This is a genomic window from Ensifer sp. Root278 (assembly GCF_001429285.1).
GTDB lineage: Bacteria > Pseudomonadota > Alphaproteobacteria > Rhizobiales > Rhizobiaceae > Ensifer.
Genome location: NZ_LMJJ01000040.1, coordinates 605,932 through 627,694 on the forward strand (window position 1 = coordinate 605,932; position 21,763 = coordinate 627,694).

General features: G+C 63.9%; 24 protein-coding genes. 6 read left to right on the forward strand and 18 right to left on the reverse strand.

The features are described 5' to 3' along the window. Positions 1 to 223 precede the first annotated feature (223 nt). From ASE60_RS24715 to ASE60_RS24745, 9 genes are all read right to left on the reverse strand, one after another. A complete protein-coding gene (locus ASE60_RS24715; protein ID WP_057253914.1) occupies positions 224 to 1,819 on the reverse strand; it encodes a glycosyltransferase family 39 protein in 1,596 nt (531 codons plus the stop codon). A 452-nt stretch (positions 1,820 to 2,271) separates the two neighbouring features. Beyond that, positions 2,272 to 2,793 carry a hypothetical protein gene (locus ASE60_RS24720; protein WP_156414714.1) on the reverse strand — a complete coding sequence of 174 codons (522 nt, stop codon included), beginning with the start codon at positions 2,791 to 2,793 and terminating at the stop codon, positions 2,272 to 2,274. A 204-nt stretch (positions 2,794 to 2,997) separates the two neighbouring features. Then, complete coding sequence (locus tag ASE60_RS36075) at positions 2,998 to 3,129, reverse strand: hypothetical protein (protein ID WP_255571017.1); 132 nt, start codon at positions 3,127 to 3,129, stop codon at positions 2,998 to 3,000. A gap of 215 nt (positions 3,130 to 3,344) precedes the next feature. Continuing rightward, positions 3,345 to 3,599 (reverse strand): hypothetical protein, encoded by a 255-nt coding sequence (locus ASE60_RS24725; RefSeq protein ID WP_057253918.1) that lies wholly within the window; start codon positions 3,597 to 3,599, stop codon positions 3,345 to 3,347. Continuing rightward, positions 3,529 to 4,524, reverse strand: coding sequence for an MFS transporter (locus ASE60_RS24730; RefSeq protein ID WP_057253920.1), 996 nt, complete (start codon positions 4,522 to 4,524; stop codon positions 3,529 to 3,531). Before ASE60_RS24730 ends, ASE60_RS24725 begins: the two co-directional genes overlap by 71 nt. 357 nt (positions 4,525 to 4,881) lie before the next feature. Further along, on the reverse strand, positions 4,882 to 5,004 hold the full coding sequence (locus tag ASE60_RS36080) for a hypothetical protein (RefSeq protein ID WP_255571016.1): 123 nt from the start codon (positions 5,002 to 5,004) through the stop codon (positions 4,882 to 4,884). A gap of 236 nt (positions 5,005 to 5,240) precedes the next feature. Continuing rightward, positions 5,241 to 7,520 (reverse strand): mechanosensitive ion channel family protein, encoded by a 2,280-nt coding sequence (locus ASE60_RS24735; RefSeq protein WP_057253922.1) that lies wholly within the window; start codon positions 7,518 to 7,520, stop codon positions 5,241 to 5,243. A gap of 274 nt (positions 7,521 to 7,794) precedes the next feature. Continuing rightward, positions 7,795 to 8,352, reverse strand: a complete 558-nt coding sequence (locus ASE60_RS24740) for a hypothetical protein (protein ID WP_057253925.1) — start codon at positions 8,350 to 8,352, stop codon at positions 7,795 to 7,797. A gap of 444 nt (positions 8,353 to 8,796) precedes the next feature. Continuing rightward, positions 8,797 to 9,570 carry an SDR family oxidoreductase gene (locus tag ASE60_RS24745; protein ID WP_057253927.1) on the reverse strand — a complete coding sequence of 258 codons (774 nt, stop codon included), beginning with the start codon at positions 9,568 to 9,570 and terminating at the stop codon, positions 8,797 to 8,799. 297 nt (positions 9,571 to 9,867) lie between these two features. Here ASE60_RS24745 and ASE60_RS24750 point away from each other — a divergent pair, with 297 nt between their 5' ends. Further along, positions 9,868 to 10,770, forward strand: a complete 903-nt coding sequence (locus ASE60_RS24750; protein WP_057253929.1) for a LysR family transcriptional regulator — start codon at positions 9,868 to 9,870, stop codon at positions 10,768 to 10,770. A 168-nt stretch (positions 10,771 to 10,938) separates the two neighbouring features. Here ASE60_RS24750 and ASE60_RS24755 read toward each other — a convergent pair whose 3' ends face one another. The 4 genes from ASE60_RS24755 to ASE60_RS35290 all read right to left on the reverse strand — a co-directional run bounded on the left by ASE60_RS24755 (position 10,939) and on the right by ASE60_RS35290 (position 12,292). Continuing rightward, on the reverse strand, positions 10,939 to 11,313 hold the full coding sequence (locus tag ASE60_RS24755; protein WP_057254428.1) for a hypothetical protein: 375 nt from the start codon (positions 11,311 to 11,313) through the stop codon (positions 10,939 to 10,941). Positions 11,314 to 11,426: 113 nt separating this feature from the next. Next, a complete protein-coding gene (locus ASE60_RS35845) occupies positions 11,427 to 11,567 on the reverse strand; it encodes a hypothetical protein (protein WP_244495693.1) in 141 nt (46 codons plus the stop codon). A gap of 11 nt (positions 11,568 to 11,578) precedes the next feature. Then, positions 11,579 to 11,773, reverse strand: a complete 195-nt coding sequence (locus ASE60_RS35850) for a hypothetical protein (protein WP_244495694.1) — start codon at positions 11,771 to 11,773, stop codon at positions 11,579 to 11,581. Between the two features lie 375 nt (positions 11,774 to 12,148). Further along, positions 12,149 to 12,292 (reverse strand): hypothetical protein, encoded by a 144-nt coding sequence (locus tag ASE60_RS35290; RefSeq protein WP_200964201.1) that lies wholly within the window; start codon positions 12,290 to 12,292, stop codon positions 12,149 to 12,151. 764 nt (positions 12,293 to 13,056) lie between these two features. On the opposite strand from ASE60_RS35290, the gene ASE60_RS24765 reads away from it, so the two are divergent. Further along, positions 13,057 to 13,863 carry a transporter gene (locus tag ASE60_RS24765; RefSeq protein ID WP_200964203.1) on the forward strand — a complete coding sequence of 269 codons (807 nt, stop codon included), beginning with the start codon at positions 13,057 to 13,059 and terminating at the stop codon, positions 13,861 to 13,863. A 75-nt stretch (positions 13,864 to 13,938) separates the two neighbouring features. On the opposite strand, the gene ASE60_RS24770 is transcribed toward ASE60_RS24765, so the two are convergent. Continuing rightward, positions 13,939 to 14,643 carry an SDR family oxidoreductase gene (locus ASE60_RS24770; RefSeq protein ID WP_057253935.1) on the reverse strand — a complete coding sequence of 235 codons (705 nt, stop codon included), beginning with the start codon at positions 14,641 to 14,643 and terminating at the stop codon, positions 13,939 to 13,941. Positions 14,644 to 14,768: 125 nt separating this feature from the next. Here ASE60_RS24770 and gcvA point away from each other — a divergent pair, with 125 nt between their 5' ends. Further along, the gene (gene gcvA / locus ASE60_RS24775; RefSeq protein WP_057253937.1) at positions 14,769 to 15,677 is read left to right on the forward strand and encodes a transcriptional regulator GcvA; all 909 of its coding nucleotides are present in this window, start codon (positions 14,769 to 14,771) and stop codon (positions 15,675 to 15,677) included. A 23-nt stretch (positions 15,678 to 15,700) separates the two neighbouring features. On the opposite strand, the gene ASE60_RS24780 is transcribed toward gcvA, so the two are convergent. Further along, complete coding sequence (locus ASE60_RS24780) at positions 15,701 to 16,234, reverse strand: putative immunity protein (protein WP_057253939.1); 534 nt, start codon at positions 16,232 to 16,234, stop codon at positions 15,701 to 15,703. A 99-nt stretch (positions 16,235 to 16,333) separates the two neighbouring features. Further along, complete coding sequence (locus ASE60_RS24785) at positions 16,334 to 16,984, reverse strand: glutathione S-transferase family protein (RefSeq protein ID WP_057253941.1); 651 nt, start codon at positions 16,982 to 16,984, stop codon at positions 16,334 to 16,336. Between the two features lie 387 nt (positions 16,985 to 17,371). Between ASE60_RS24785 and ASE60_RS24790 the strand changes: the two genes are divergently transcribed. The 3 genes from ASE60_RS24790 to ASE60_RS24800 all read left to right on the forward strand — a co-directional run bounded on the left by ASE60_RS24790 (position 17,372) and on the right by ASE60_RS24800 (position 20,831). Continuing rightward, positions 17,372 to 18,751 carry a phenylacetate--CoA ligase family protein gene (locus tag ASE60_RS24790; RefSeq protein ID WP_113133747.1) on the forward strand — a complete coding sequence of 460 codons (1,380 nt, stop codon included), beginning with the start codon at positions 17,372 to 17,374 and terminating at the stop codon, positions 18,749 to 18,751. Positions 18,752 to 19,055: 304 nt separating this feature from the next. Next, the gene (gene greA / locus ASE60_RS24795) at positions 19,056 to 19,538 is read left to right on the forward strand and encodes a transcription elongation factor GreA (RefSeq protein WP_057253943.1); all 483 of its coding nucleotides are present in this window, start codon (positions 19,056 to 19,058) and stop codon (positions 19,536 to 19,538) included. 267 nt (positions 19,539 to 19,805) lie between these two features. After that, positions 19,806 to 20,831, forward strand: coding sequence for a DUF3095 family protein (locus ASE60_RS24800; protein ID WP_057253945.1), 1,026 nt, complete (start codon positions 19,806 to 19,808; stop codon positions 20,829 to 20,831). Here ASE60_RS24800 and ASE60_RS35385 read toward each other — a convergent pair. Together ASE60_RS35385 and ASE60_RS24805 are read right to left on the reverse strand one after the other, a co-directional pair. Then, the gene (locus ASE60_RS35385) at positions 20,780 to 21,019 is read right to left on the reverse strand and encodes a hypothetical protein (protein ID WP_058327081.1); all 240 of its coding nucleotides are present in this window, start codon (positions 21,017 to 21,019) and stop codon (positions 20,780 to 20,782) included. The two genes, ASE60_RS24800 and ASE60_RS35385, sit on opposite strands and share 52 nt — an antisense overlap. Before the next feature lie 131 nt (positions 21,020 to 21,150). Continuing rightward, the gene (locus ASE60_RS24805) at positions 21,151 to 21,636 is read right to left on the reverse strand and encodes a MarR family transcriptional regulator (RefSeq protein ID WP_057253947.1); all 486 of its coding nucleotides are present in this window, start codon (positions 21,634 to 21,636) and stop codon (positions 21,151 to 21,153) included. Between the last annotated feature and the right edge of the window lie 127 nt (positions 21,637 to 21,763).

Here is a 21,763-nt window from a genome sequence, read left to right on the forward strand (position 1 = left end):
CAGCCGCAGGATACCTTGAGGGAGCACAGCCGGCTTCTTGTTTCCGTATGCCAGAGGTGGCGGAAAGGAGACGTGGGAGCTGCGCGCGATTCCCTCTCCCCGCAGGCGGGGAGAGGGTGAGGGGCGGGGCCAACCGGAAAGGCTTCGTCACGGCTTTATGAAAATCCATGTCGCGCGCCCATGAGAGCCGCAAACCCGCCCGCGACGGGTGAAGCCGAGCGGTTCAATTCGAAGCCGCCGCATCCGCCCGAGGTGCCAGCCGGTAGATCAGCATCGTGTCGTCGTCGACGACGCGTTCGGCTGTCCGGTCGAGATGGGCGATCAGCCCCTTGTTGTATTCGAGGAACTTGCGCCGCTGCATGTCGCGGGCGTTCTTGGTGATGCCGAACCAGGTGGCGTTCCGGGCGCGCAGCTCCTCCAGCGCCTCGATCGCGTCGCCGTCTTCCATCAGCATCGACCATTCGGTTTCGCCGCCGCCGGGCGGGAAGACCCAGCCGCGGCGGCGGCTGTAATAGATCGCCACGGGATCGCCGATCGTCGGCGTTGCGGTGATGACGAGATCGCCGGGCTGGCTGAGCTCGCTGAGTTTCGTGCCGAGTTTTTCACCATGATCGGCATAGGGCGCCTTCATCAGCGAGAGGCCGGGGATGCTGCCGCCGAAGACGACGACTGCGGCGATCGCCGCGAGGCGCAGCGCGCGCGTGCGAAGGCCGTGTTCGCGGCCGATCTCGACCAGCAGGATCAGGCCGCGGCCGGCAAGTGCCGCCATCGGCACATTGAAGATATGGAAGTTCCAGGGGTTGGTCTTGATTTCGCGGGCGGCAAAGACATAGACGATCGCTGCCCCCAGGAACCAGACATGGAAGAACCATGGCGCGCGACCGGACCTTGCCTGCGTCTGCGCATCGCCTGCCGTCGGCGGCGCGGTCAGGAGCGCGATGCCGGTCAGCACCACCACCGGCAGAGTGAAGAGCCAGCTGCTGGCGATCCTCCACGTGGCGGGAATGTAGAAGGCTTCGTCGAGGAACCGGGAAAGCCCGTCGCTCCAGAGATAGCCGCTGCCGGCGACATGGTAGGGCGGGTAGTTGGCGCCGAGATAATGCGCCCACCAGTAATAGCCGAGAATGAGCGCACCGGCGGCGAGTGCGACGGGCAGGATTGCCAAGAGCCGACCGAGGCTGAGCCTGCCGCGTTGGTGCAGGATGGCGAATGTCGCGTAGGTCATCGGTACGACCACGGCGATGCCCGGGAGCTTGGCAAGCACGCCTGTCGTGGTGAGGAGGCCGGCCGCGATGAGAACGGGCAGGCGATCGTTCTGGAGATAGGCGACATAGGCCCAGGCGCCCGTTGTCACCAGCGCCAGCATGGCCGGATCCGGCAGAAACGAGCGGTCGATCATCACCGCGCCCGGCATGATCGCCAGCAGGAAGGCGCCGGCATGGGCGTGGGCCTCGTCCCAGAGCCGCGCGATCAGCCGATGCAGAGCGAAGACGCCCCAGATACCGAAGGCGATGGCGACGAGCCGGCCCCAGGTGTCGTCCCAGCCGAAGACGGCATAGAGAAGGGCGGTGATATAGGAGACGACCTGCAACTCGCGGCCCTGATAGGAAGGGTCGGGGCCGGTCCAGCTGACCTCCGGAAAGAAGATGTTCCAGCTGCGCAGGAAGAAATTGTCGGCCATCATCGCCGTGCTCGCCTCGCGCCAGCTGAAGGCATCGACCAGCGGCTGCTGAACGTCATGCAGGCGGAACAGGGCGGCTACCACCAGGATCGCGGCGAGTATCGCGCCATTCATGTGCCTGTGATCGAACCCCGACATATGCCTCCCCAGGCGCGCCGAACGACCCTGACGACGACCGCGAGCGAGATGGGTGCCCTCCGGTAGGCTTCCGCCATGCGCCGTCGCCTGTATCCCTTAGTCTAGGACGAATATAATTAAGTAATCGCTGATTGTCTTGGCGGGAAAAGCTGGAAAACGGCCCCGTTTTCGGGCCTCGATGCGTCGCCAAGACTAATCCCTGGCGTGTGCCGTAGCCCAAAGGGACAGCTTGTCCAGAAACGCGCCCGGTCCTATAAAATTAGTACAAGCAAACTGTTGAGCACGACGCTCGCAGTTGCGCGTTGCTTTCGACCTTGACCACGGATGTACTGGCACGCGTTTTGAGAGCGAAAGAACAGAAGGGCCGGAGCCGCGCGCTCCGGCCTTTTTTTGTTGGGACGGGTTCGCAGGGTTCCCGGCCAGACCGCCGGCGCGGTTCCAGTACGCTTCCATCATCGCGGGAAGCGTGGTTGCCGACGTTCAGCCTCCTCAAGCAAAGAGAGTGGAAAGGAGCCGGAGAGGTTGATCTCCGCGAGCGTAAGCCTGCCATCAATCACCACGGCGAAATAGCGCCGGCAGAGATCTTGCGCCATCTCGGCTCGATTGGAGTAGGACGTTTCCTTGAGGTCCGTCTCCTTGAGTTCGGATTCGATTTCCGGAGCGCACATCGCGATGAATTCCCGTGCGGCGTCCGGGCGTTTTCGCAAGGCGGGCAGTACAAACTCGTACTTATAATAGCTTATCGTCAGCGGTTCCGTTCGTGGCGCGAACAGAACGATGGCGATTGCGCACAAAAGCGCGACGGCCATGCCGCCGGCAACGAAACGAAGGTTCATGATGGTGATCGTATAAATTGTCTCTTCTGGTCTTCTATCGCAACTTTGCCGTTTGGCAAGGCGCCTGAGGATCGTGACACCAAGTGGAGGCGTGAACGCCGAACGGCGGACGCTCAAGTCTCGCGCGGTCGCTTTCACGAATTGTTCCTCACCCAATTGGGGGAAATGGTTAGAGCGAGACCGCTTTCGTGCTTGGAGCGTTCTCTCATCGTTCGTCGCGTATTAGTCATTGCGCAATTGGGCGCGACCAATTTCCGGGTGGCGGAACGATAGACAGGCCGCGGCTGGGGCAGGCGCGGCCACCCTGTGACGGCCGCCCGCGTCGCGGGCAAGGGGAAAGGTTTACAGGCCCAGCAACCAGAAGAGCGCGCCGAACACGAGGATGAAGGCGACGACGGCGCCGATGAATCGCAGCATGCCGGTGTTGGTGTCGCCCGTGCCGACAAGACAGTACCAAAGATTGTCATTGTTCATGTTGCAGCGCTCCGTTTTGCCTGTCTCGCTCTTACCAGAACCACCCGGGGATGTTCTTACCAGAACACCCCGGGGATATTCCTACTAGAATACCCCGGGGATGGAAGCGCAAGCCGGGGGTGCGCCCCGGCTGGCCATGTTTGCGGGATCCAGGAAGAGTTCCCGCCGGCGGCACGAAACCGCGCCCAGGGGGCGGTCGTCTGCCGCGGTCGCCTCTATGCGGACGGAGCCTCCTTCAGCTTCGGCAGTGCGCATAGGATGGCGACCGAAAGCAGGTGGATTGCGCTGACGACGAGTGCGAGGGCTGGCAGTCCCTTGGTGATGACAGGCGCTGCCGCCATCGTGCCCAATTTGGTCGTCATGAAGATGAAAAAGACGATCAGCGCCGAGCCGCGGGCATCATTGCCGCCGGAAGCGACGATGCCGCGGTAGAAGCCGATGGGGCCGCGCAGGCCCAGGCCAATGCCCATGGGCAGGAAGAGAACGGGCACGAACAGCGGGTTCGTTCCGCCGGAGAAGGCCATAGGCAAGGAGCGCGAGCGCGCTTGCGGCGGCCATCGCGCTGCCGGCCATGATGACCTCCTCCGTGCCGAAGCGCTCGGCGATCTTCGCGGTCAGATTGGCGGCGATGATGAAGCCCGCGACGCTGACGATCTGCACGATGATGAAATCATTGAGCGTGCCGCCCATCGTCTCGACGATCACCATGGGAATACCGAACACGAAGGTCAAAAGGCCGCCGAGCGTCATCGTCTGGCTTAGCGCATAGCGCATGAACACAGGATCCGTCAGCAGTTGCAGATAGGTGCCTTGCCTGCCTGACGTTCGCTGTTCGCGCGGAAGGCCGATCGCCAGCATCAGGACGAGGACGATCGCTCCGGCAGCGCCCAGAAGCTCGAACGACGATTGCCAGCCGAAATGCGCAAGAAGTGCCACGCCGGCGATGGGCACAAGCGCCGGAACCAGCGACTCGACGCTTCCGAGGAAGCCGACGGCGCGCAGGGCCGTCTTCTCGCTGAACAATTGCCGGATGACGCCCGGCGCAAACACGGGCGCAGCGCTGGCGGCGATACCCTGCAGGAAGCGCAGGCCGATGAGGGCGGCGACATCAGGCGCAAAGGCGCCGGCAAGGGAGGTGGCGGCAAAGGCGGCAAGGGCTGCGACCATCAGCGTCTTGCGATCGAAGTGATCGGCGAGGTGGCCGAAGAGCAGGAGGCCGAGTGCACTGCCGCCGACATAGGCGGCAAGCACCATCTGCGCGGTCGCTTCGCTGGCGGAAAACACGCCCGGCAGGACCGGCATGGCGGGCAGGATCAGGTCGGTTCCGGCAAGGGAAAGCGCGGTACAGATGATAAGCAGGATGAAGGTGAAGGAAGCGCTGGATGATCGTGTCATAGCAGGATCACCAGGCTGCGGGAGAGCGCATGTCGCATCGTCAACGTCTCGATATCAGTTGGAAGGATCGGCCTGATCTCCCGCCCCTAGAGCGAGAAGGTCGGCCAAGCCGTTCCCGCTGCTATCCAGAGACGCACATAGGGAGTGGGGCCGCCGGGGCGGTCAGACGTTTGGCAGCAATGATGAGCCGATACGATCGCATGCGATGAGGATTGCAGAAGACGGAGATCGCTGCAAGACGGAATGAAACCTGTGCGGGAGGGGCTGAACGACTTCTGCGAGCATCGCCCGAGCCGGTCCGGTGGTCAGGACCCGCTGGGAGCGGGAGGGGGCGACCGGTCTATTTGCAAAGACCGCTCAGAGGGCGGCAAGTTCCTCGGCCGTCGCAACGATGTGCGTGTTGCCGATGGAATGATCGGCATATTTGAACGCCAGAATGCTCATGACTGACGCGACGAGGGCTACCAGGATGATACGCATTGGGGCGCTCCGAGCTCTTCCTGCCTGACCATGATCTTTCGTTGGGCCAGGCGTTGACCGAACCGGAACCGATGCCCCGATTGAAAGGCCATCGGCCTTTGTGCATTTGTTTTAGCAACGGAAACCGGGTGGATGTTGTTCCCGCGGGGACAGGGCGCAAGGCGTTGCCCGATGGAAAGGCCATGCTGACACGAGCCGCGACGAGCACAGGAAGTCTGTCGCCGCGTCGCGCCGAGTTACCCTTCCGCGTCTGCTGCTTCCGGTGCCACCGGCTTCTTCGCCAGCGCCAGGTTTGCTGCCGCCGCCTCCGCTTCCGCCGCACCCGCTGCACCGGAGCGCACGGTCACGGCGTTGGAGGCGAGGTCGAGGCCGGCTTCGCGCAGCGCCGGAAGCAGGCGCTTCATCGCCTCGCGCTGGAGGATGCTGGGGTTGCCGGGGCGGGCGGTGAACTTAAGGCGGACGACGAGGGAGTTTTCGGTGACGTCCTGGATGCCCTGCATCTTCAAGGGCACCAGGAATTCGCTGCCGATCTCCGGGTCCTCCAGCATGGCGAGGCCAACCTTCTTGATGGCCTTGCGGATCTTTTCAGGGTCGGCGTCGCGCTCGAATTTCAGCTCGAACTTCACCGTGCTCCAGTCGCGGCTGAAATTGGTCACCGCCTGAAGCTGGCCGTAAGGGACGGTGTGGATCTGGCCGTTCTGGTGACGCAGCCTCAGCGAGCGCAGCGAGATGCGCTCGACCGTGCCCTTGAGCTTGCCGGTATCGACATATTCGCCGACGCGGAAGGCGTCGTCGGCGATGAAGAAGATGCCGGAGACGACATCCTTCACCAGCGTCTGCGAGCCGAAGGAAAGCGCCAGACCCAGCACGCCGAAGCCCGCCAGCAGCGGCGCGATGTTGATGCCGAGTGCTGAGAGGACGACGAGGCTGGTGACAGCGAAGATGGCGCCGAAGATGAGGTTGCGGACGAGCGGAAGGATGGTCGACAGCCGGCTTGTCTGATGAACCATCGTCTCGTCCTCGCTATCGCCGGGCATGGCGACGCGGGCAGACGGCGAGAAGGCTTCGAAGCTCCGCCAGAGGAAGCTGCAGATCACCCAGGCGGCCACGACCGCAAGGCTGATGCGCTCGAGAACGACGATCCAGCCGACGGCGGCGGCGGTGTCGTCCTGGACCATGATCGGGCGCCAGAGCTCGATGATGATGTGCAGGCCGATCAGCCAGGTGGCGCCGGCAAGCGCCGTCTGGATGCTGCCTGATATCGCCGCATGCAGGGCGTGCGAGGCCGGCGTGCGCCGACGCGCGGCGGCCGCACCGGCCAGCGAATGGATGCCGAAGGCAAGGATCGGCAGCGCAAGCAGGATGATCTGCGTGGTGCCGCCGGCAAAGCTCCAGGCCGCGCTATTAGGGCTGCCGGCAACGATGACGCTCATCAGCCAGAGCACGATGGCGCTCAGTGCGTAGAACTCCGGCACGCCGAAGGCGATGGCGCGGCGCACGGGGCCGGGGTTCTCGCCGGTAAAGAGCGCGCGGATATCACCCGCGCCACCGATGAACCAGTGGAGCTTCACCACCGTGAGGATGCTGACGCCGATCAGCAGCCAGCCATCGGTGGCGGAAAGGTCCAGCCCGCGCTGATGGGCGAAACGCATGCTGGCGCCGACGACGGCGCTGGCCGCGCCATAGGTGGCAAGCATGTTGGCGTGGAAGCGCGGATGGGCGATATCGAGCAGGCGGATTTCGGGTCGCGTCGGCGCGAAGAGGAAGCGGGCGCCGACGGCATAGAAGGCGGCGACGACGGCGATGGTGATCAGGGCATGGGCAAGCTCGGCCGAGCCCGTGCCGCGCGTCAGGAGCAGCTGGGCGATCGTGTGGGCGACGGCGGCGAAGATCACCAGATAGGCGATGTCGAAGCCGAGCCGGATCACCGAGGCGCGCACGCGGTGCAAGAGGTCGACCACCTCGAAGGAAGCGCCGAAGAGCCGATGAATAAGGGAGCGACTGGCGAAGGCGGCGGCGAGCCCCGCGGCAATGGCCAGCACGGAAATGGCGGCAACCGAGACGACCGACCAGCCTTCGGCGCGGATGCCTGCCGCGACGTCAGCCATCACCCCGGCGATGCCGGAGATGCCCGCAAAGCCCATCTGCAAGCCATTGAGAAAACGGGCGGAAAGGGTGTCGAAGGAATCCTCGGGGTCAGCGACCGGAGCGGCTTGCTGTGGCGTACCCGCCGGGTTCGCGGCGACGGCTGGTGTGGCGGCGTGGGCGTTGTCAGGTGTCGCCGCGCTGGCCGGCGCTGCGGCCTGATTTGCCGCGTCGCGCCATTCGACCGTGACCGGCCCGCCTGCCTTCGCCGCGGCGCGCAAGGTTTCCTCGATCTCGGCAGGGCTTTGGCCGGGCGTGAGAATGACGGTGATCGGCGCTGGTGCCGTCTGGGCAAGGGCGGGCAGGGCGAGCGCGAGAAGCAGCGCCAGGCTCGCCAGTAGGTGACGGCAGAAAAAGCAGTTATATGCCATGAATTTCACTCATCGAGCCCCGTCGCGCGCCATGCGCTCATCCGCATCACATTACACAACGTCCTAAAATTCCAATCCTATTTTGAATGGAAGGGGCGTCAGCAGCACGCACGCTCTGCCCGATCGCTTCGGGTTGGAAGCGAGCTCGGCCGGAATGCCCGATGGGTAAAGCCGACCAAGAGGTGGTCGCCTGGCCGAGCCGCGCAATTCCCCACAAGCATATGTGCATGAGCACTTTAACGGACCCGGCTGCTCCAGCCTTCCGCGCACCCCATCAACCAAGCAACTTCCTTGCCCAGTCCGAAACATCATCGCCGCTGCTGACGTCCGGTTGCACGATTCCGTCGATCATGAAGGTCGGGGAGACGTGGATGCCGTTCTGTCGCGCATATTTGCAATGCCACTTGATTTCCCGGTCGAGATCCGGGATCGCGAATGCGGCCTTGAGCTTGACGCCGCTATAGCCTTCCAAGCGCTCGATGATCTGGTGGGGTGTAGCGTCCAGATTGGGGCCGCCGGCATGATGGACGAATTCGAACTCTTCCCGATGCGCAGCGACTGCAGCGATGACTTTCTTCGCGGTATTCTTGCCGCCCTCAAGTGTCGAGGCCGCGATGATGCAGCGAACGATGACACCGGAATACATATGCCAGGGCTGCGACTGCAGGCGGATCTTAATAGTGACGTTGTCTTCGCCGGCCTGGTCGAGCAGGGCGTCGAGCTTGCTAAATGCCTTGGTGGAGTAAGGATCGGTCGGCTCCAGAAAGACCTCGAAGAGATGTGGACCGGTGCCCCAGGTGAGTGGATCGGCGTGCCAAGCTGAGTTGGTCATGGGACTTCCTCTCTTTTCAGGGGCGACGGGTTGGGATCGTTGAATTTTCAGAGTTTTCCAGTTTCGATTGTCGCTGAACCGTCCATGGGCAGAGCATGCATCAGGCTTGTGTGCCACGCTAGGTGATATCATTGGGGCGGGGCATCCCTGACAGCCGCTGCCCCTCTCCTCGGGTTTAACCCGAGGACTAGCCCTCTCCCCACAGGCGGGGAGAGGGGACGGCGCCGCGTGTGCTGCACTCTCGTCTTCTTGCCTTGGCCGCGAATACAGCCACACGCGGACGTCCTGGTTCCCGCGGTATGCCGTGGCACGACGCCTCGCGGTGCGCCGAAGTAGAGCGCGGAGAGAGCCACGTGTCCCTTCTCCCCGTGATTACGGGGAGAAGGTGCCGGCAGGCGGATGAGGGGCGTTTCACTCACCGCGCGGATGAGGGGCGCTTCCCACTTACTTCGTCGTGTAACCGCCGTTGACCAGGATCGTCTGGCCGGTCATCCACCAGCCGTCGGAAACGAGGAAGCGGATATAGGGGACGATGTCCTCGATGTCGGTAAGGCCGGTCTTCGAAAAGCCCGAGAGGGCGGAAGCGGTCTTGTGGTAGGCGACGGCGTCGGCTCCCTCGGCCGGGTAGAAGAAGGGCGTATCCATCGGGCCGGGGCCGATGGCGGTAACCGAGATGCCGCGTGCGCCGAACTCCTTGGCGGCTGCGCGGGTGAAATGCTCGACCGGGGCCTTGGTGCCGGCGTAGGCGGCGTAGAAGGGCGTGAAGGCGCCAAGCAGCGAGGTGACGAGCGTGCAGACCTTGCCGTTGTCGTTCACATGTTTGCCCGCTTCGCGCAGGAAGAAGAAGGCGGACTTGGCGTTGACCGCGCTCATCTCGTCATATTCGGCCTCGGTGATCTCGACGAAGGGCTTCTTCAGCACCTTGCCGACGGTGTTGACGGCGATATCGATGCCGCCGAGCGCCGCCTTGGCATCGGCGAAGAGCTTTTCGACATTGGCCGCGCTGGTGAGATCGCCGGCATAGGCGTGGGCTGCAGCACCGGCTGCCTTGATTGCCGCCACGGTTTCTTCGGCTGCCGCCCTGGTGGCGGCGCTGTTGTAGTGGATCGCGACGCCGCGGGCGCCATGTTCGGCGAGATCGCGCGCCAACAGGCCGCCGAGGTTCTTTGCGCCGCCGGCGATGAGAACGGATTTACCATTGATGCTGTGGTCTGCCATGGGTTTCTCCTGTTATCGGCCGCTTGCTGCGGCCGGTTTGCGGCGAGCGGGAACGCCGGCGCGAAAGGTGCGCAGGTCCCCGGTCTGCTCTGGCGCTGACGGCCTGTCCCGAACACGTTGTCTGTCCTGAACGCCGCACGCCGCGTTTCAAATAGCGCGGGCCTTGCCGCCGCCAACGCGAGAGGTCAGCGGTGCGACAGGCATCGCAGGGTTGAGAATACCGTCCGCGCCGCTGGTATAAAGCGCCAGTTCGTGACATGACTTGTCAGAATTGACGAACAATTGGCGTGGCCCGGCATGGACAGGATCGAGCTTTTCCGCATCTTCACGCGCGTTGTCGAAAGCGCGAGTTTTACCCGCGCGGCCGACACATTGGGGCTGCCGCGCTCTTCCGTTTCGGCCGCGGTGCAGACGCTCGAAACCCGGCTCGGCACACGGCTGCTGCACCGCACGACCCGTAAGGTGGCGCCGACGCAGGACGGGGCCGCCTTCTACGAGCGCTGCCTGCGGCTGATTGAGGACATGGACGAGGCGGAGAACCTGTTCCGCCGCAGCGCTTCCGACCCGACCGGGCGGCTGCGCGTCGACCTGCCGAGCCGCATCGGCCGGCTGATCGTGGCGCCGGCGCTGCCGGAGTTCCTGACGCGCTACCCCGGCATCGACATCGATCTCGGCATGACCGACCGGGCGGTGCACCTGATAGAGGAAAGCGTCGACTGTGCGCTGCGGGTCGGGCCGCTCAGCGATTCCGGCCTGATCGCCCGGCCGTTCGGCACGCTTCGCCTGATCAATGTCGCAAGCCCCGACTATCTCGAGCGGTATGGTATTCCGCTAATGCCCAGCGATCTCGCCAGTCATTTCGCCGTCAACTATGCCTCGCCCTCAAGCGGCCGGGTGGAGGACTGGGAGTGGATCGAAGGCGGCGAGGCGCGCACGGTTGCCGTTCCCGGCCGCATCAGCGTCAACAGCGCCGAGGGCAGCATCGCCTGCTGCCTCGCCGGCCTCGGCCTCATCCAGATCCCGGCCTTCGACGTGGTCGACCATCTGAAAGAGGGGCGCCTGGTGGAGGTCATGCCAGGCCATTCAGCCGCACCCATGCCGATGGCGCTGCTCTACCCGCACCGCCAGCACCTGTCGCGCCGGCTGAAGGTGTTTGCCGACTGGCTGGAAGGGCTGATGCGGGGTGTGATGGCGGCGTGAATCGTACGGAGCGAGGCGAAACGATGAAGGACGATAGATTGCTTACGGCGATAGCTGACGTCCACAGACATATGGGTCAGGAGGGAGGTATAGTCGGCGCCACACATTTGCAGCACATAGTCAGGCGCATCCACGATTCATGGAAAGCGCCACGCGCAGGCAAGCCCGTCAAGCGGTTCTCGCCCGATAGGCGTCAACCCATTCTGTCAGGGCTTTCTCCTTGGCTCTTGCTGACGTGAAACGACCAAGCATCAGGGCAGCCGCTATGAAGTACCAGCCGAAGAACCACGTTGCTACAACACTCAACAGCACAAGAAGTGCGGGAACTGCCAGCAGGGCCAAGACTATTTGACCCGCATGGCCGAGGTTCTCTGACAGAACGACAATTGAGAGAACGACAGGCAGTGCCGCCACGGCCCACCAGAGGCCGAGCACGATCCCGATTGGAAACATCGCTAGCAGAGGCACCCGCATCGCCACGCCAAGGCCCCAGAGTTCGCTGCGGTGACGGTAGTATGTAATCCAACGCCAAAATCTGCGCATCTCATCCGCCCAAGGGTCGTATTGCGACGACGCTGCAACTTTGCGCTGCTCTAGCTTGCTGCGAAGCGAGCCGTCAAGGCATGGGTGAAGCGCCCGGTTGTACATAAGGGACGCTAGCTGATCGTCTGATAACACCGCCGGCCGTTCCACGGCAGGAACTCCGATCCGCCGGCGTTCCATTTGCCTTCGAACTCGGAGAAGTCCGGCGTGAAGGTCACGACCAGCTGGCCGTAGCCGTATTTGTCGCGCCACATGAAGGTACGGGTCAGATCGCTGCCGTCGCCGTCGTCACCGGTCTCGGCAAGCTCGCCGTGAACGGCTGGCCCTGATCGGAGAACATATATTTCCCAATGATCGTGCCGCTCGCATCGGTCTCGAAGTGCGTTTGCGCATCCGACAGGACGCCGGCGGAAGAGAGCTGGCCGCAATAGGTTCCCGAGGGGGCTCTCTCGCCGGCCATCGCGGCAAATGCGAACGAGGCCGCAAGCAGCAGTGCGGCTGCCCATGAAATGCTTGCTATCAACGCGGCACCTTTGGTCTGTCGGGCAAGTTGCGATTTCTTCCTGCCGTGAGGCGGCAACGAGTCGCGACGGCTGTTGCCATGGGCGATGATCGCGGACGCAAAATCAAGAGCTCAGCAGTCCATTACCGGTGCGCTCCTCACGCCGTCGCCGAAGGGTGACCTTTCTTGGCGACGGGGTAACGGGCGAACACGCAAGCGCCGAAGAGGCGGAGGTTCACGTTGAAGAGTTCCTAGCGATGCGCGCTCGCGGCAATTGGCGGGGTTCGGCTTTGCGCTGAGTTCATCCTCATCGTCCAGGCGTGGTGCCTGACCCTAGTTTTCCTGAACCGAAATGCCGTCCTGGCCGATCTTGATCTCGACGCCCGGCTTCGTCTCTTCCTGGTAGATATAGAGGCCCAGGCCGACGACGGCGACGGCGAGCAAGGCGATGACGAGATAGAGGCCGTTTCGGTTCATGCCGAGCTCCTTTATGCGGTTTCGACAGGGAAGTAGGCGCTTCTGCAAGAAAGACAACAGGATAGCGGCGGAACCCACGCAGGGACGCCAGTCCAGCCGATCTTTGCGGCTGCGTCGAAGTGCATGGCGTGGCACGTCACTGGTGTTGACGAACTATTGGCCTCAAGCTTTGCAACCGCCGGCGGACATCGGCAGGCGCGAAATCGAAACCGATTGCCGTGGCGCTGCTCCAATTTATGCCGACCACCAAATTGTCCTTCTCAAGGCCCGGTAGCCAGCGATCGACAAAGACGTCCAGTTCTGGAGAGCGACGACCAGAACGGCATCGCGGTTTCATTCGACTGGTTCGTCGAGGTCGGGAAACCTGTTGCGTCACGAATCGTCCAGACGAAGCCGGCCTCCAGGACTTCTTCGAAGAAAGCATGTGTGTGGAGGGGCGCGACGCTCATCGCGCGACGTAAGCAGTGATATCAGGTGTTTGCAACCCTGTGAGGGTCACGGATCAGAGCGGGATGTCTCTCCTCATCCCGCTCCGACGCGTTGCCGCAACGTCATGTGACGCCGCGGCAAGGCCGTCCGATGGCGTCCGGTCGTCTCAGCGTCCGGGATGGCGAGCGCAGCGGCCGGGCGCCGGGTTGCTTTAGAGAAAATGCAAGTTCCCGAATCGGCAAGGGTGACGTAACCTGCGGCCATTCGGTCGAGGCGTGGTCCGGTGCAACTGAGACTGGCGACGCCGCCGCGGAAGCTGCAAGGGGGAATTGCGCGTGGGGCAGATAGGAGCCAGGCTTTGGGCGGCGATGCTTGTCGCCGCCGCCATGCAGGGGCAGCAGGCGCTGGCCCAGGATGCGGACGATCTCGCAAAGAAGCTCTCGAACCCGGTCGCCGACCTGATCAGCGTGCCGTTCCAGAGCAATTTCGAATTTCGCGCCGGCGCCGAGGAGGATGGCTTCTCCTATACGCTCAACGTCCAGCCGGTCATTCCCATCACGCTGAACGCGGACTGGAACCTGATCTCGCGCACGATCCTGCCGATCGCCTATCGCGACTACCTGCCGCCGCCCGACGGCAATACGTTCGGGCTCGGTGACATCACCCAGAGCCTCTTCCTGTCGCCGGCCAATCCCGGCCCTTCGGGCATCGTTTGGGGTGTCGGTCCGGCCTTTTTGATCCCGACCGCCACCGACGATTTCCTCGGCACCGGCAAGTTCGGCATCGGCCCGACGGCGGTCGTGCTGAAGCAGGAGGGACCGTGGACCGTCGGCGCGCTAGGAAACCACATCTGGAGCGTTGCCGGCGAGGGTGACCGGGCGGATGTGAGCCAGACCTTCCTGCAACCCTTTCTGTCCTACGGCCTCGGCCATGGTGCGACCCTGACACTCAACACGGAGTCGACCTACGACTGGGAGGCCGATCAATGGACCGTGCCGATCAACCTCAGCGTTTCGCAGGTCTTCAAGGTGGGCGACCAGATGCTTCAGGCCCAGATCGGTGGGAAATATTATGCCGAGGCGCCGCAGGGCGCGCCGAGCTGGGGCGTGCGCGCGACGCTGACCTTCCTGTTTCCGAAGTAAGTCGTTCGCGCCGACGCTATGTTTCAGCGGCGCCGCGGCTTTTGCCGCCGCGCCGCTCTCCGGCGTCTTCCGCCCTCACACCGAGCGCGTCAGGCCGCCGTCCACCTTCAGGTTCTGGCCGGTGATGTAGCCCGCACCTTCAGAGGCGAGGAAGGCGACGGTTGCGGCAATTTCGGCGCTGGTGCCGTAGCGCTTCATTGGCACGGCGTCGCGGCGCTCTTCGGTCGCCGGCAGGGTGTCGATCCAGCCGGGCAGCACGTTGTTCATGCGCACATTGTCGCCCGCATAGGTGTCGGCGAAGATCTTGGTGTAGGAGGCAAGGCCGGCGCGGAAGACGGCGGAGGTCGGGAACATCGGCGAGGGCTCGAAGGCCCAGGCAGTGGAGATGTTGACGATCGAGCCGGACTTCTGCTTCTGCATGATCGGGGCGACGAGGCGGACCGGGCGGATGACGTTCATCAGGTAGACGTCGAGGCCGGTGTGCCACTGTTCGTCCGTGATTTCGAGGATCTGGGCGCGCGGGCCGTGGCCGGCGCTGTTGACCAGCACGTCGATCCGACCCCACTTCTCCACGGTCAGGTCGACCAGGCGCTTGAGGTCGTCATTCGACTGGTTGGAGCCGGTGACGCCGATGCCGCCGAGCTCAGCGGCCAATGCCTCGCCCTTGCCGGAGGAGGAGAGGATCGCGACCTTGAAGCCGTCGGCGGCAAGACGCTTCGCGCTCTCGGCGCCCATGCCGCTGCCGCCGGCGGTGATAACGGCTACTTTTTCTACTGCCATGTGTCCATTCTCCTCGTCGCATTCAGGATGAAGCCGGATTTTGCGGCTCTCGCGATTGAAATACCATCTCCTTCATGCGACGACGAGAAAGTTTCGCTTTCAAATGGCAGTAGAAAAACTATTCAATGAGTGACGCACCGGGAAAGCTTCCTTCGCTGAATGGGCTGAAAGTGTTCGAGGTGGCGGCGCGCCATCTGAACTTTCGGCTGGCCGCCGAGGAGCTTGGCGTCACGCAAGGGGCGGTCGCCCAGCAGATCCGCGGGCTGGAGGCCGAGCTCGGGGTGAAACTCTTCGAGCGGCTGCCGCGCATGCTGGCGCTGACCGGCGAGGGGCGGGCCTATATCGCCGATGTCAGGCGCGCGCTCGACATCATCGCCCGGGCGACGGATGAGCTGAAGCCGCAGCCGGTGCGGCTGACGATCAGCACCACGCCATCCTTCGCCTCGAAATGGCTGATCCCGCGCCTGCCGGATTTCACCGCGCGCCATCCGGACCTCGACCTGCATATTCTCGCGACCGATCGCATGTCGAATTTCCAGGCCGATGGCGTGGACCTGGCGGTGCGCTACGGGCGGCCGCCCTTCGGGCCGGGGCTGGCGGTCGAGCTGCTGTTCGAGCAGGAGATCGTCGCTGTCTGCAGCCAGATGCTGATGGCCGGCCGACGCGTGCCTGAGACTGCGGACGCGCTTGCCGGCTATACGCTGCTGCACGATGCGCATAATTTCTGGCCGGAGTTCATCGAACGGCATTTCGGCGGGAGCCGGCAGGCCTCGTTCAAGGGCATCAGCTTCAACCAGACCTCGCACGCAATCGAGGCGGCGATCGCCGGCCAGGGCATCGTGCTCGCCAATGGCGATTTCGTGGCGCAGGATATAGCCGAAGGTCGGCTGATCCGCATTTTCGCGGGGTCGATGTCCGGACCTTCGGATTTCTACCTCGTCTGGCCGCGCTATCGCAAATCACCGGCGCTGCAGACGGTGATCGCCTGGATCGGCGAGGAGGCGGGCAAGGCACGGGAGCGCGCCCTGGCGTGATCTGCGCTTGGCCGCGGGCGCCGTCAGAGGCGCAGAGCGGTATCGAGCCGGTAGAGCAGGGCGTGAAACGCGCCCTTGCTGGGCTTGCGCTCCGGCATCTTCGCGACAATGCGCCGGATCTCTTCCGATGCGGAGGCGATCACCCAGCGCAGTTCGGTTTCCATGGTGCCGGCTTCGTCGTCCGCACCGAACGAGAGCGCCTGGACGGCATAGGCGGCAGGCCCGAGGATATGATTGATCTGATGCGGCGTTTCGATCGGGTGGGTGTAGGGCGCACCGGCTGCGGCAATGGCTGCGCGGGCGGCAGCCTTGGCCGAGGGATCGTCGACCGCGCGCGCCGCCGCTTGAGCGCCCCACGCGGTCTTGCGCAGATGCGCGGTGCGCGGCCCCCCTTGCGCAAAGGCGCGGGCCGCCGCGATCGCCTCGCGCGGGCGGTCGTCGCCCGGCATGGCCGCCTCGAAGACCGGGAGCGCCCGCTCGGCTGTGAGCACCGCCCATCCGGTAATGTGGCGTAGGTCGTCTTCGGTGAGGAGCGGTGGCAGTGGGTCGTTGGTCATTGGAGGCGACATCGGTGTTTTGAGCGAGCCTGCGGCGGCAGATCCAGCGGAAAGCCGGCGGCTTTGTTGACGGGCTTCAGGGATCCGAAGCGGAGAGGACTAGCGCTCCCAGCCGGGCGTGAAGGGGAAGCGTTCGGCCCACAGGGTCGCCAGCCGGGGATCGGCGTCGACGCGGCGCACGGTTTCCGCGAGCCCCGCTGCAACCTCGTAGAAGCGCCGCCGACCGGGAGACCAGCGCGACGCCGTTGCCACATAGAGGTCGAGCACCGACACGTCGTCGCCGAGAAGGTATCTGCCCGGGCGCAGCTCCGCTCCCATCCGCGCCCAGCAATGGGCGATGCGCTCGAACAGGCGCGCCTTGACGGCAGCGTGGTCCTCTTCCCGTTCGACGATGCGGGATGGGTCGTCAATCCAGTAGAGGGCGTAGATGGCCGCGGATACGAAGGTCATCCATCGCAGGAAGGCCGGTCGTGCCGGGTCAGTCACTCCCGGCGCAAGCCGCCCATCGGGGTAGGCATCGGCCAGCCAGATCAGGATCGCGGCGCTTTCGGTCATCAGTTCGCCCGTCGGCAGCGCCAGGGCCGGAACCTGGCGTAGCGGATTGATGCGCGCGAGCCTGTTTGCTTCCTGCTTGCCCTCCCAGGGCGCGTGTTCCTCGACGCGATAGGGCAGGTTGAGAAGGGTCAGCGTTGCCTCGATCGGAACGGATCCCGAGGCTGACGCGCCATAGACGATAAACGGTTCGGCCAACGATCTTTCTCCTTCGCATGACGCAGCAGGGCTTCGGGCTCAAGCCTGCCCAGGTCCGTTCGAGACCCACCTGCACGTTCCCTCAAACGCTATGCGATTCAAGGGAAAACATGCAGTAATACCAAAGCGGTGCGGCGGTATTCGCGCCGCTGACACGTCGCGCGGGCGAAGCTCTCCATCGCATCGCTGTCGCATAGATCCCGGCTTTCGCGATACAATCAAGGCCTTGAGGTGCAAAGGCATGATCGCTTGCAAACCCCGGTTGCGAAAGGGCGCGCGCCGGGTCCTGTCCACGGGCTGCCAGCCTGGTCGCCTGTCGAGGCCGCGCCGGGCGAGGCGAGCGCTCGTGCGGCCGCGCCGCAGAAGCAAGACACGAGGACCAATTCGATGCCACCAGTGACCGCATCTGCCACCCTCGATCCCGATCTTTTGCTCAGGCAATCGCAGGCGCGTCTTTTGCGCGCGGAATGGTCGAGGGAGCGATTACTGGCCTTTCAGCGCAGCGAGTTGCAGTCCGCCTTGCGGCACGCTGTCGGGGCATCGACCTATTACCGCGAGAGCATTGGCGAGCTGGTGGCTAGCGGTGCGCCGTTTCATGCCTTTCCGGTGCTGACGAAGCGGGCGCTGATGGAGAATTTCGACCGGGTCGTCACCGATCCGAGGCTGAGTCGCGGCCTGATCGAGCAGCACCTGGATGGAGACGATCCCGGGTCGCTTCTTCTCGGACAATACCGTGTGGTGGCAACCGGCGGCACGACGGGCGAGCGGGGTATCGCAGCCTTCGACGATGCCGCCTGGCTTGCGGCAATCGCCAACATGGTGCGCTTCCAGGCGATCGTCGGCATTGACGACACCACGCGCAGCGTTGCCATCTTTGCCTCGTCGCCGGTGCATATTTCCTACCATATCGGCGTGGAGCTTCGCGCGATCCGGCCGGCTGCGCCACGCTTCAACGTGCTCATGCCGATCGAGGAGATCGTCGAGGGCCTCAACCTGCACCAGCCGGAGGTGATTTCGACCTATCCTTCCTTCGTGCGGGTGCTGGCGACGGAGCAGCAGGCCGGTCGCCTGCGGATCAGGCCCCGGCTGTTTCGCACCAGCGCCGAAACGCTGACGCCGGAGGTGCGCGACCTCGCCGCCGAGACGTGGCAGGCGGCTATCGCCAACAGCTATGTGTGCACCGAGGCGGGGCCCATGGGCCACGAGTGCATCTTTGGCGATGGGCTGCATCTGGCCGAGGATTCCTTCGTCTTCGAGGTGGTGGACGAGAATGATCGCCCGGTGCCGGATGGGACCGAGGGCGCAAAGCTTCTGGTGACGACGCTCACCAATCGCGTGCTGCCGCTGGTGCGCTACGAAATCTCCGACATCGTTGCGATGGCGACGGAACCCTGTCCGTGCGGCCTGCCGTTCTGGCGGATCGGATCGATCGCCGGACGCAGAGAAGAGACACTGCATCTGCCCGGGCGAGGCGGCGGCGTCGTGCGCGTGCACGCGCACCGGCTGCGCTCGCCCCTGACCGGCACCGCCGGGGTGCGACAATTCCAGTTCGTGCAATTGCCCGATGGGCTGGAGATCACCATCGCCGTGTTTGGAGGCGTGGATGCTGCCGCCGTCAGCGCTAAGGTCGATGAGGCCGCCAAGGCGGCGCTCGATGCGGTGGGCGCCGAGGCGGGCGGCGTGCGGGTGAGGGTGGTGGATGCCATCGAGCGCTCGGGGTCCGGCGCCAAGCAGAAACTGGTTGTCGCCTCGCCAGCCATCGAGTAGCCAGGACCGGTGACGGGAGCGTGAGAGGCGGCGACGGTCGGCTTTCTCGAAGACTTGCAGAATGGACATTTGCACCGCGGGACGCATCCTGAGGCGTTTCGCCCATGGCTGCGGCCGGAGACCCTTCGATGGTGGGGCAAGGTCGATGAATTCTGGGCGAGTGGAAAGCCGATCGTCTGAGATCCTTCGCGAGGCGGCGCCGTTGTTCTTCCACCCAGCGACCGCAAGTGCGTATAGTGTTGATTGGCAGGCAGCCGGCCGATAAGGACGCTGCGTGCCATACTGCCACACGGAGTTCTGAAGATTGAGCGTTGCCTTCACCAAGGAAGAAAGTGCCGAAACCGCCGCCGAGACGCTGTTGCCGGATCGTCCGATTTCGCCGCATCCGAACCTGGTGACGGAAGCCGGGTTGAAGGCGCTGGAGGCGCAGGTGCAGGAGGCGCGTGCGGCCTATGAGGCGGCGGCCGCAGTCGACGACGTGAACGAAAAGCGCCGCCAGCAGGCGGGGCCCTTGCGCGACCTGCGCTATCTCGCCGAGCGGTTGCGCACGGCGCAACTGATGCCGGAGCCAGCGTCCAACGATACCGTCGCCTTCGGCAGCACGGTCACTTTCAGCCGCGACGACGGGCGGGTGCAGACCTACCGGATCGTCGGCGAGGACGAGGCCGATCCCAAGGTAGGATCGATCTCCTATGTCTCGCCGGTGGCGCGGATGCTCCTGGGCAAGGTGGTCGGCGACGTCATGAGCGTCGGCGACCAGGAGCTGGAAATCACCGCGATCGCGTGAGCGCGCTCTTGCAACTATCGGGCGGAACCTCAGCCCCGCGGCAATCCCTCAGGATACTCACGCTTTGGTATAGCTATCTTCGCCGTGATTATTATCGTATGCGATTAAATCGCATTGTATTGACATTATGACACGCTTCAGTATTTATATCGCATCCGATTTAATGTGAGGCGGCAAGCCCATGGATGCCGGTGCGCCTCAAAGCGCTCGGGCATTCCCTGGAAAATCCCCGTCCACAGCGATCAGTCCGTCGACTGGAGGAAGCTGATGCAGTTTGAGCCCCAACGCGTGCAGGCCTATAGCGAGTTTTCGCTGGTGCTGGACCCAAATGCCTATGAGCCATTGCCCGACGACTGGCTGGTGGGGATCACCGATGTCGTCGATTCGACCGGGGCGATCAGGTCCGGGCGCTACGAGGACGTCAACTACACGGGCGCCTCGGCCATCGCCGCGATCGGCAATGCCTGGGGCAATTTCGATTTCCCCTTCGTCTTTCGCGGCGATGGCGCCGCCTTTGCGCTTCCGCCGGAAGGGGAAATGACGGCGACCGCGGCGCTCAGGCAGATCGCGGCCTTCGTGAAGGATCGATTTCGCCTCGACCTGCGCGTCGGCCTGCTGAGCGTCAGGGAAATCCGCGCCAACGGGCAGGACGTGACGATCGCGCGCTACGCCGCTTCGAAAGACGCCACTTACGCAATGTTTGCCGGCGGCGGGCTCAAATGGGCGGAGCAGCAGCTGAAGAGGGGGCGCTACCAGCTTGAGCCGGACAAGGATGGCACCGAACCTGATCTGACGGGGCTTGCCTGCGAGTGGCGACCGTTTCCGAGCCGGCGCGGGCAGATTCTTTCGCTGCTGGTCGAGCCGACGGACGATGTGGCGCCGGCGCGTTTCGCGGCGCTCGCCAGAGACGTGATTGCCGTCTTCGACGAGGCGGCGCGGCAGTCGCATCCGTTGCCCGCGGAAATGGGCGTGCCGAAGGATGAGCGGGTCTATATCGCGCCAGAGCGCTGGCTGGGCGTTGCCGCCAATTCGGACTTTCGCAAATACGACGATGGTCTTCGCCTGACGGTGGACGCCGCAGTCGGGCAGATCGATCGGGTCGAAGCGATCCTCCTTGCGGCAAGGGCAAGGGGTGAGGTCAAATTCGGGCTGCACCGGCAATCACATGCGCTGATGACCTGCCTGGTACCGTCAGCCCGGCCGGATGCGCATCTGCATTTTCTCGACGGCATGGATGGCGGCTACGCGCGAGCGGCCGAAATGATGGAGTCGCGCAGGCGCGTCGAGGCGTAAGTGCGATCGAAACGGGCCGCTTCAAAGCAGCCCCGAGCCGGCGACACGACAAAGGGCGGCCAGCGGCCGCCCTCAGACTGCTGACAAGGACATCTCTGATCATCCCAGGCATGCTGAAAAAGCCCGTCGCCAGCCAGCGGCGCCGCGTCGGTGGCGCGGGAAATCATCCTGATGTCGAGCGTCGGCATTCCGGCTCTGCATCTCCTGCCGTGCCGACGCACGGCTGCTGGATCTCTGTGACAAGCACAGAGATGAGGGTGGAGAGGACGGGCGGTCTCCCGTCGTCGTTGGTTGCCGGCCATAGGGATCGAAGCGACGGCTATTCCTTCTGGGATCCGCGTTGTATCGAGTGCAGCAGGTTGTCGCGCAGGCTTGCCACCGATTGCTGCACGACCGGAAAGTCGTCGCCGAGGCCGGTGGCTTCGAGGAGCGCCGAACCCGGCTCCGCGTCCACCAGTTCGCGACCGGCCGGCGTCAAGGTGAGGCGCACCTGCCGCTCGTCCGAAGGGTCGCGACGGCGCTGCAGATAGCCGTCTGCTTCGAGCTTCTTGAGGATCGGCGTTAGCGTGTTCGATTCCAGGAAGAGCTTTTCGCCAAGCATGCTGACGGTCTGGTTGTCTTCCTCCGATAGCGCCACCAGGGTCACGTATTGGGTGTAGGTCAGGCCCAGCTTGTCGAGCAGGGGTTTATAGGCGCGGCCAAAGGCGAGGTTTGCGGAATAGATTGCAAAGCAAAGGAAGTTGGAGAGTTTCTTGCCGCCCTTTGCAGGCGTGGTCTCAGGGCTCGCTGTTTTGGAGGCGGGCATGGGGGTGTCCTTTTTTCTCTTTCCGTATCTGCACTTAATATAAATCGTATCCGATTAAATCGCAATGGTGTTGACGTCGCCTTCAGCTTCATCTATATAAATCGCATCCGATTGAAGCGGATACGCT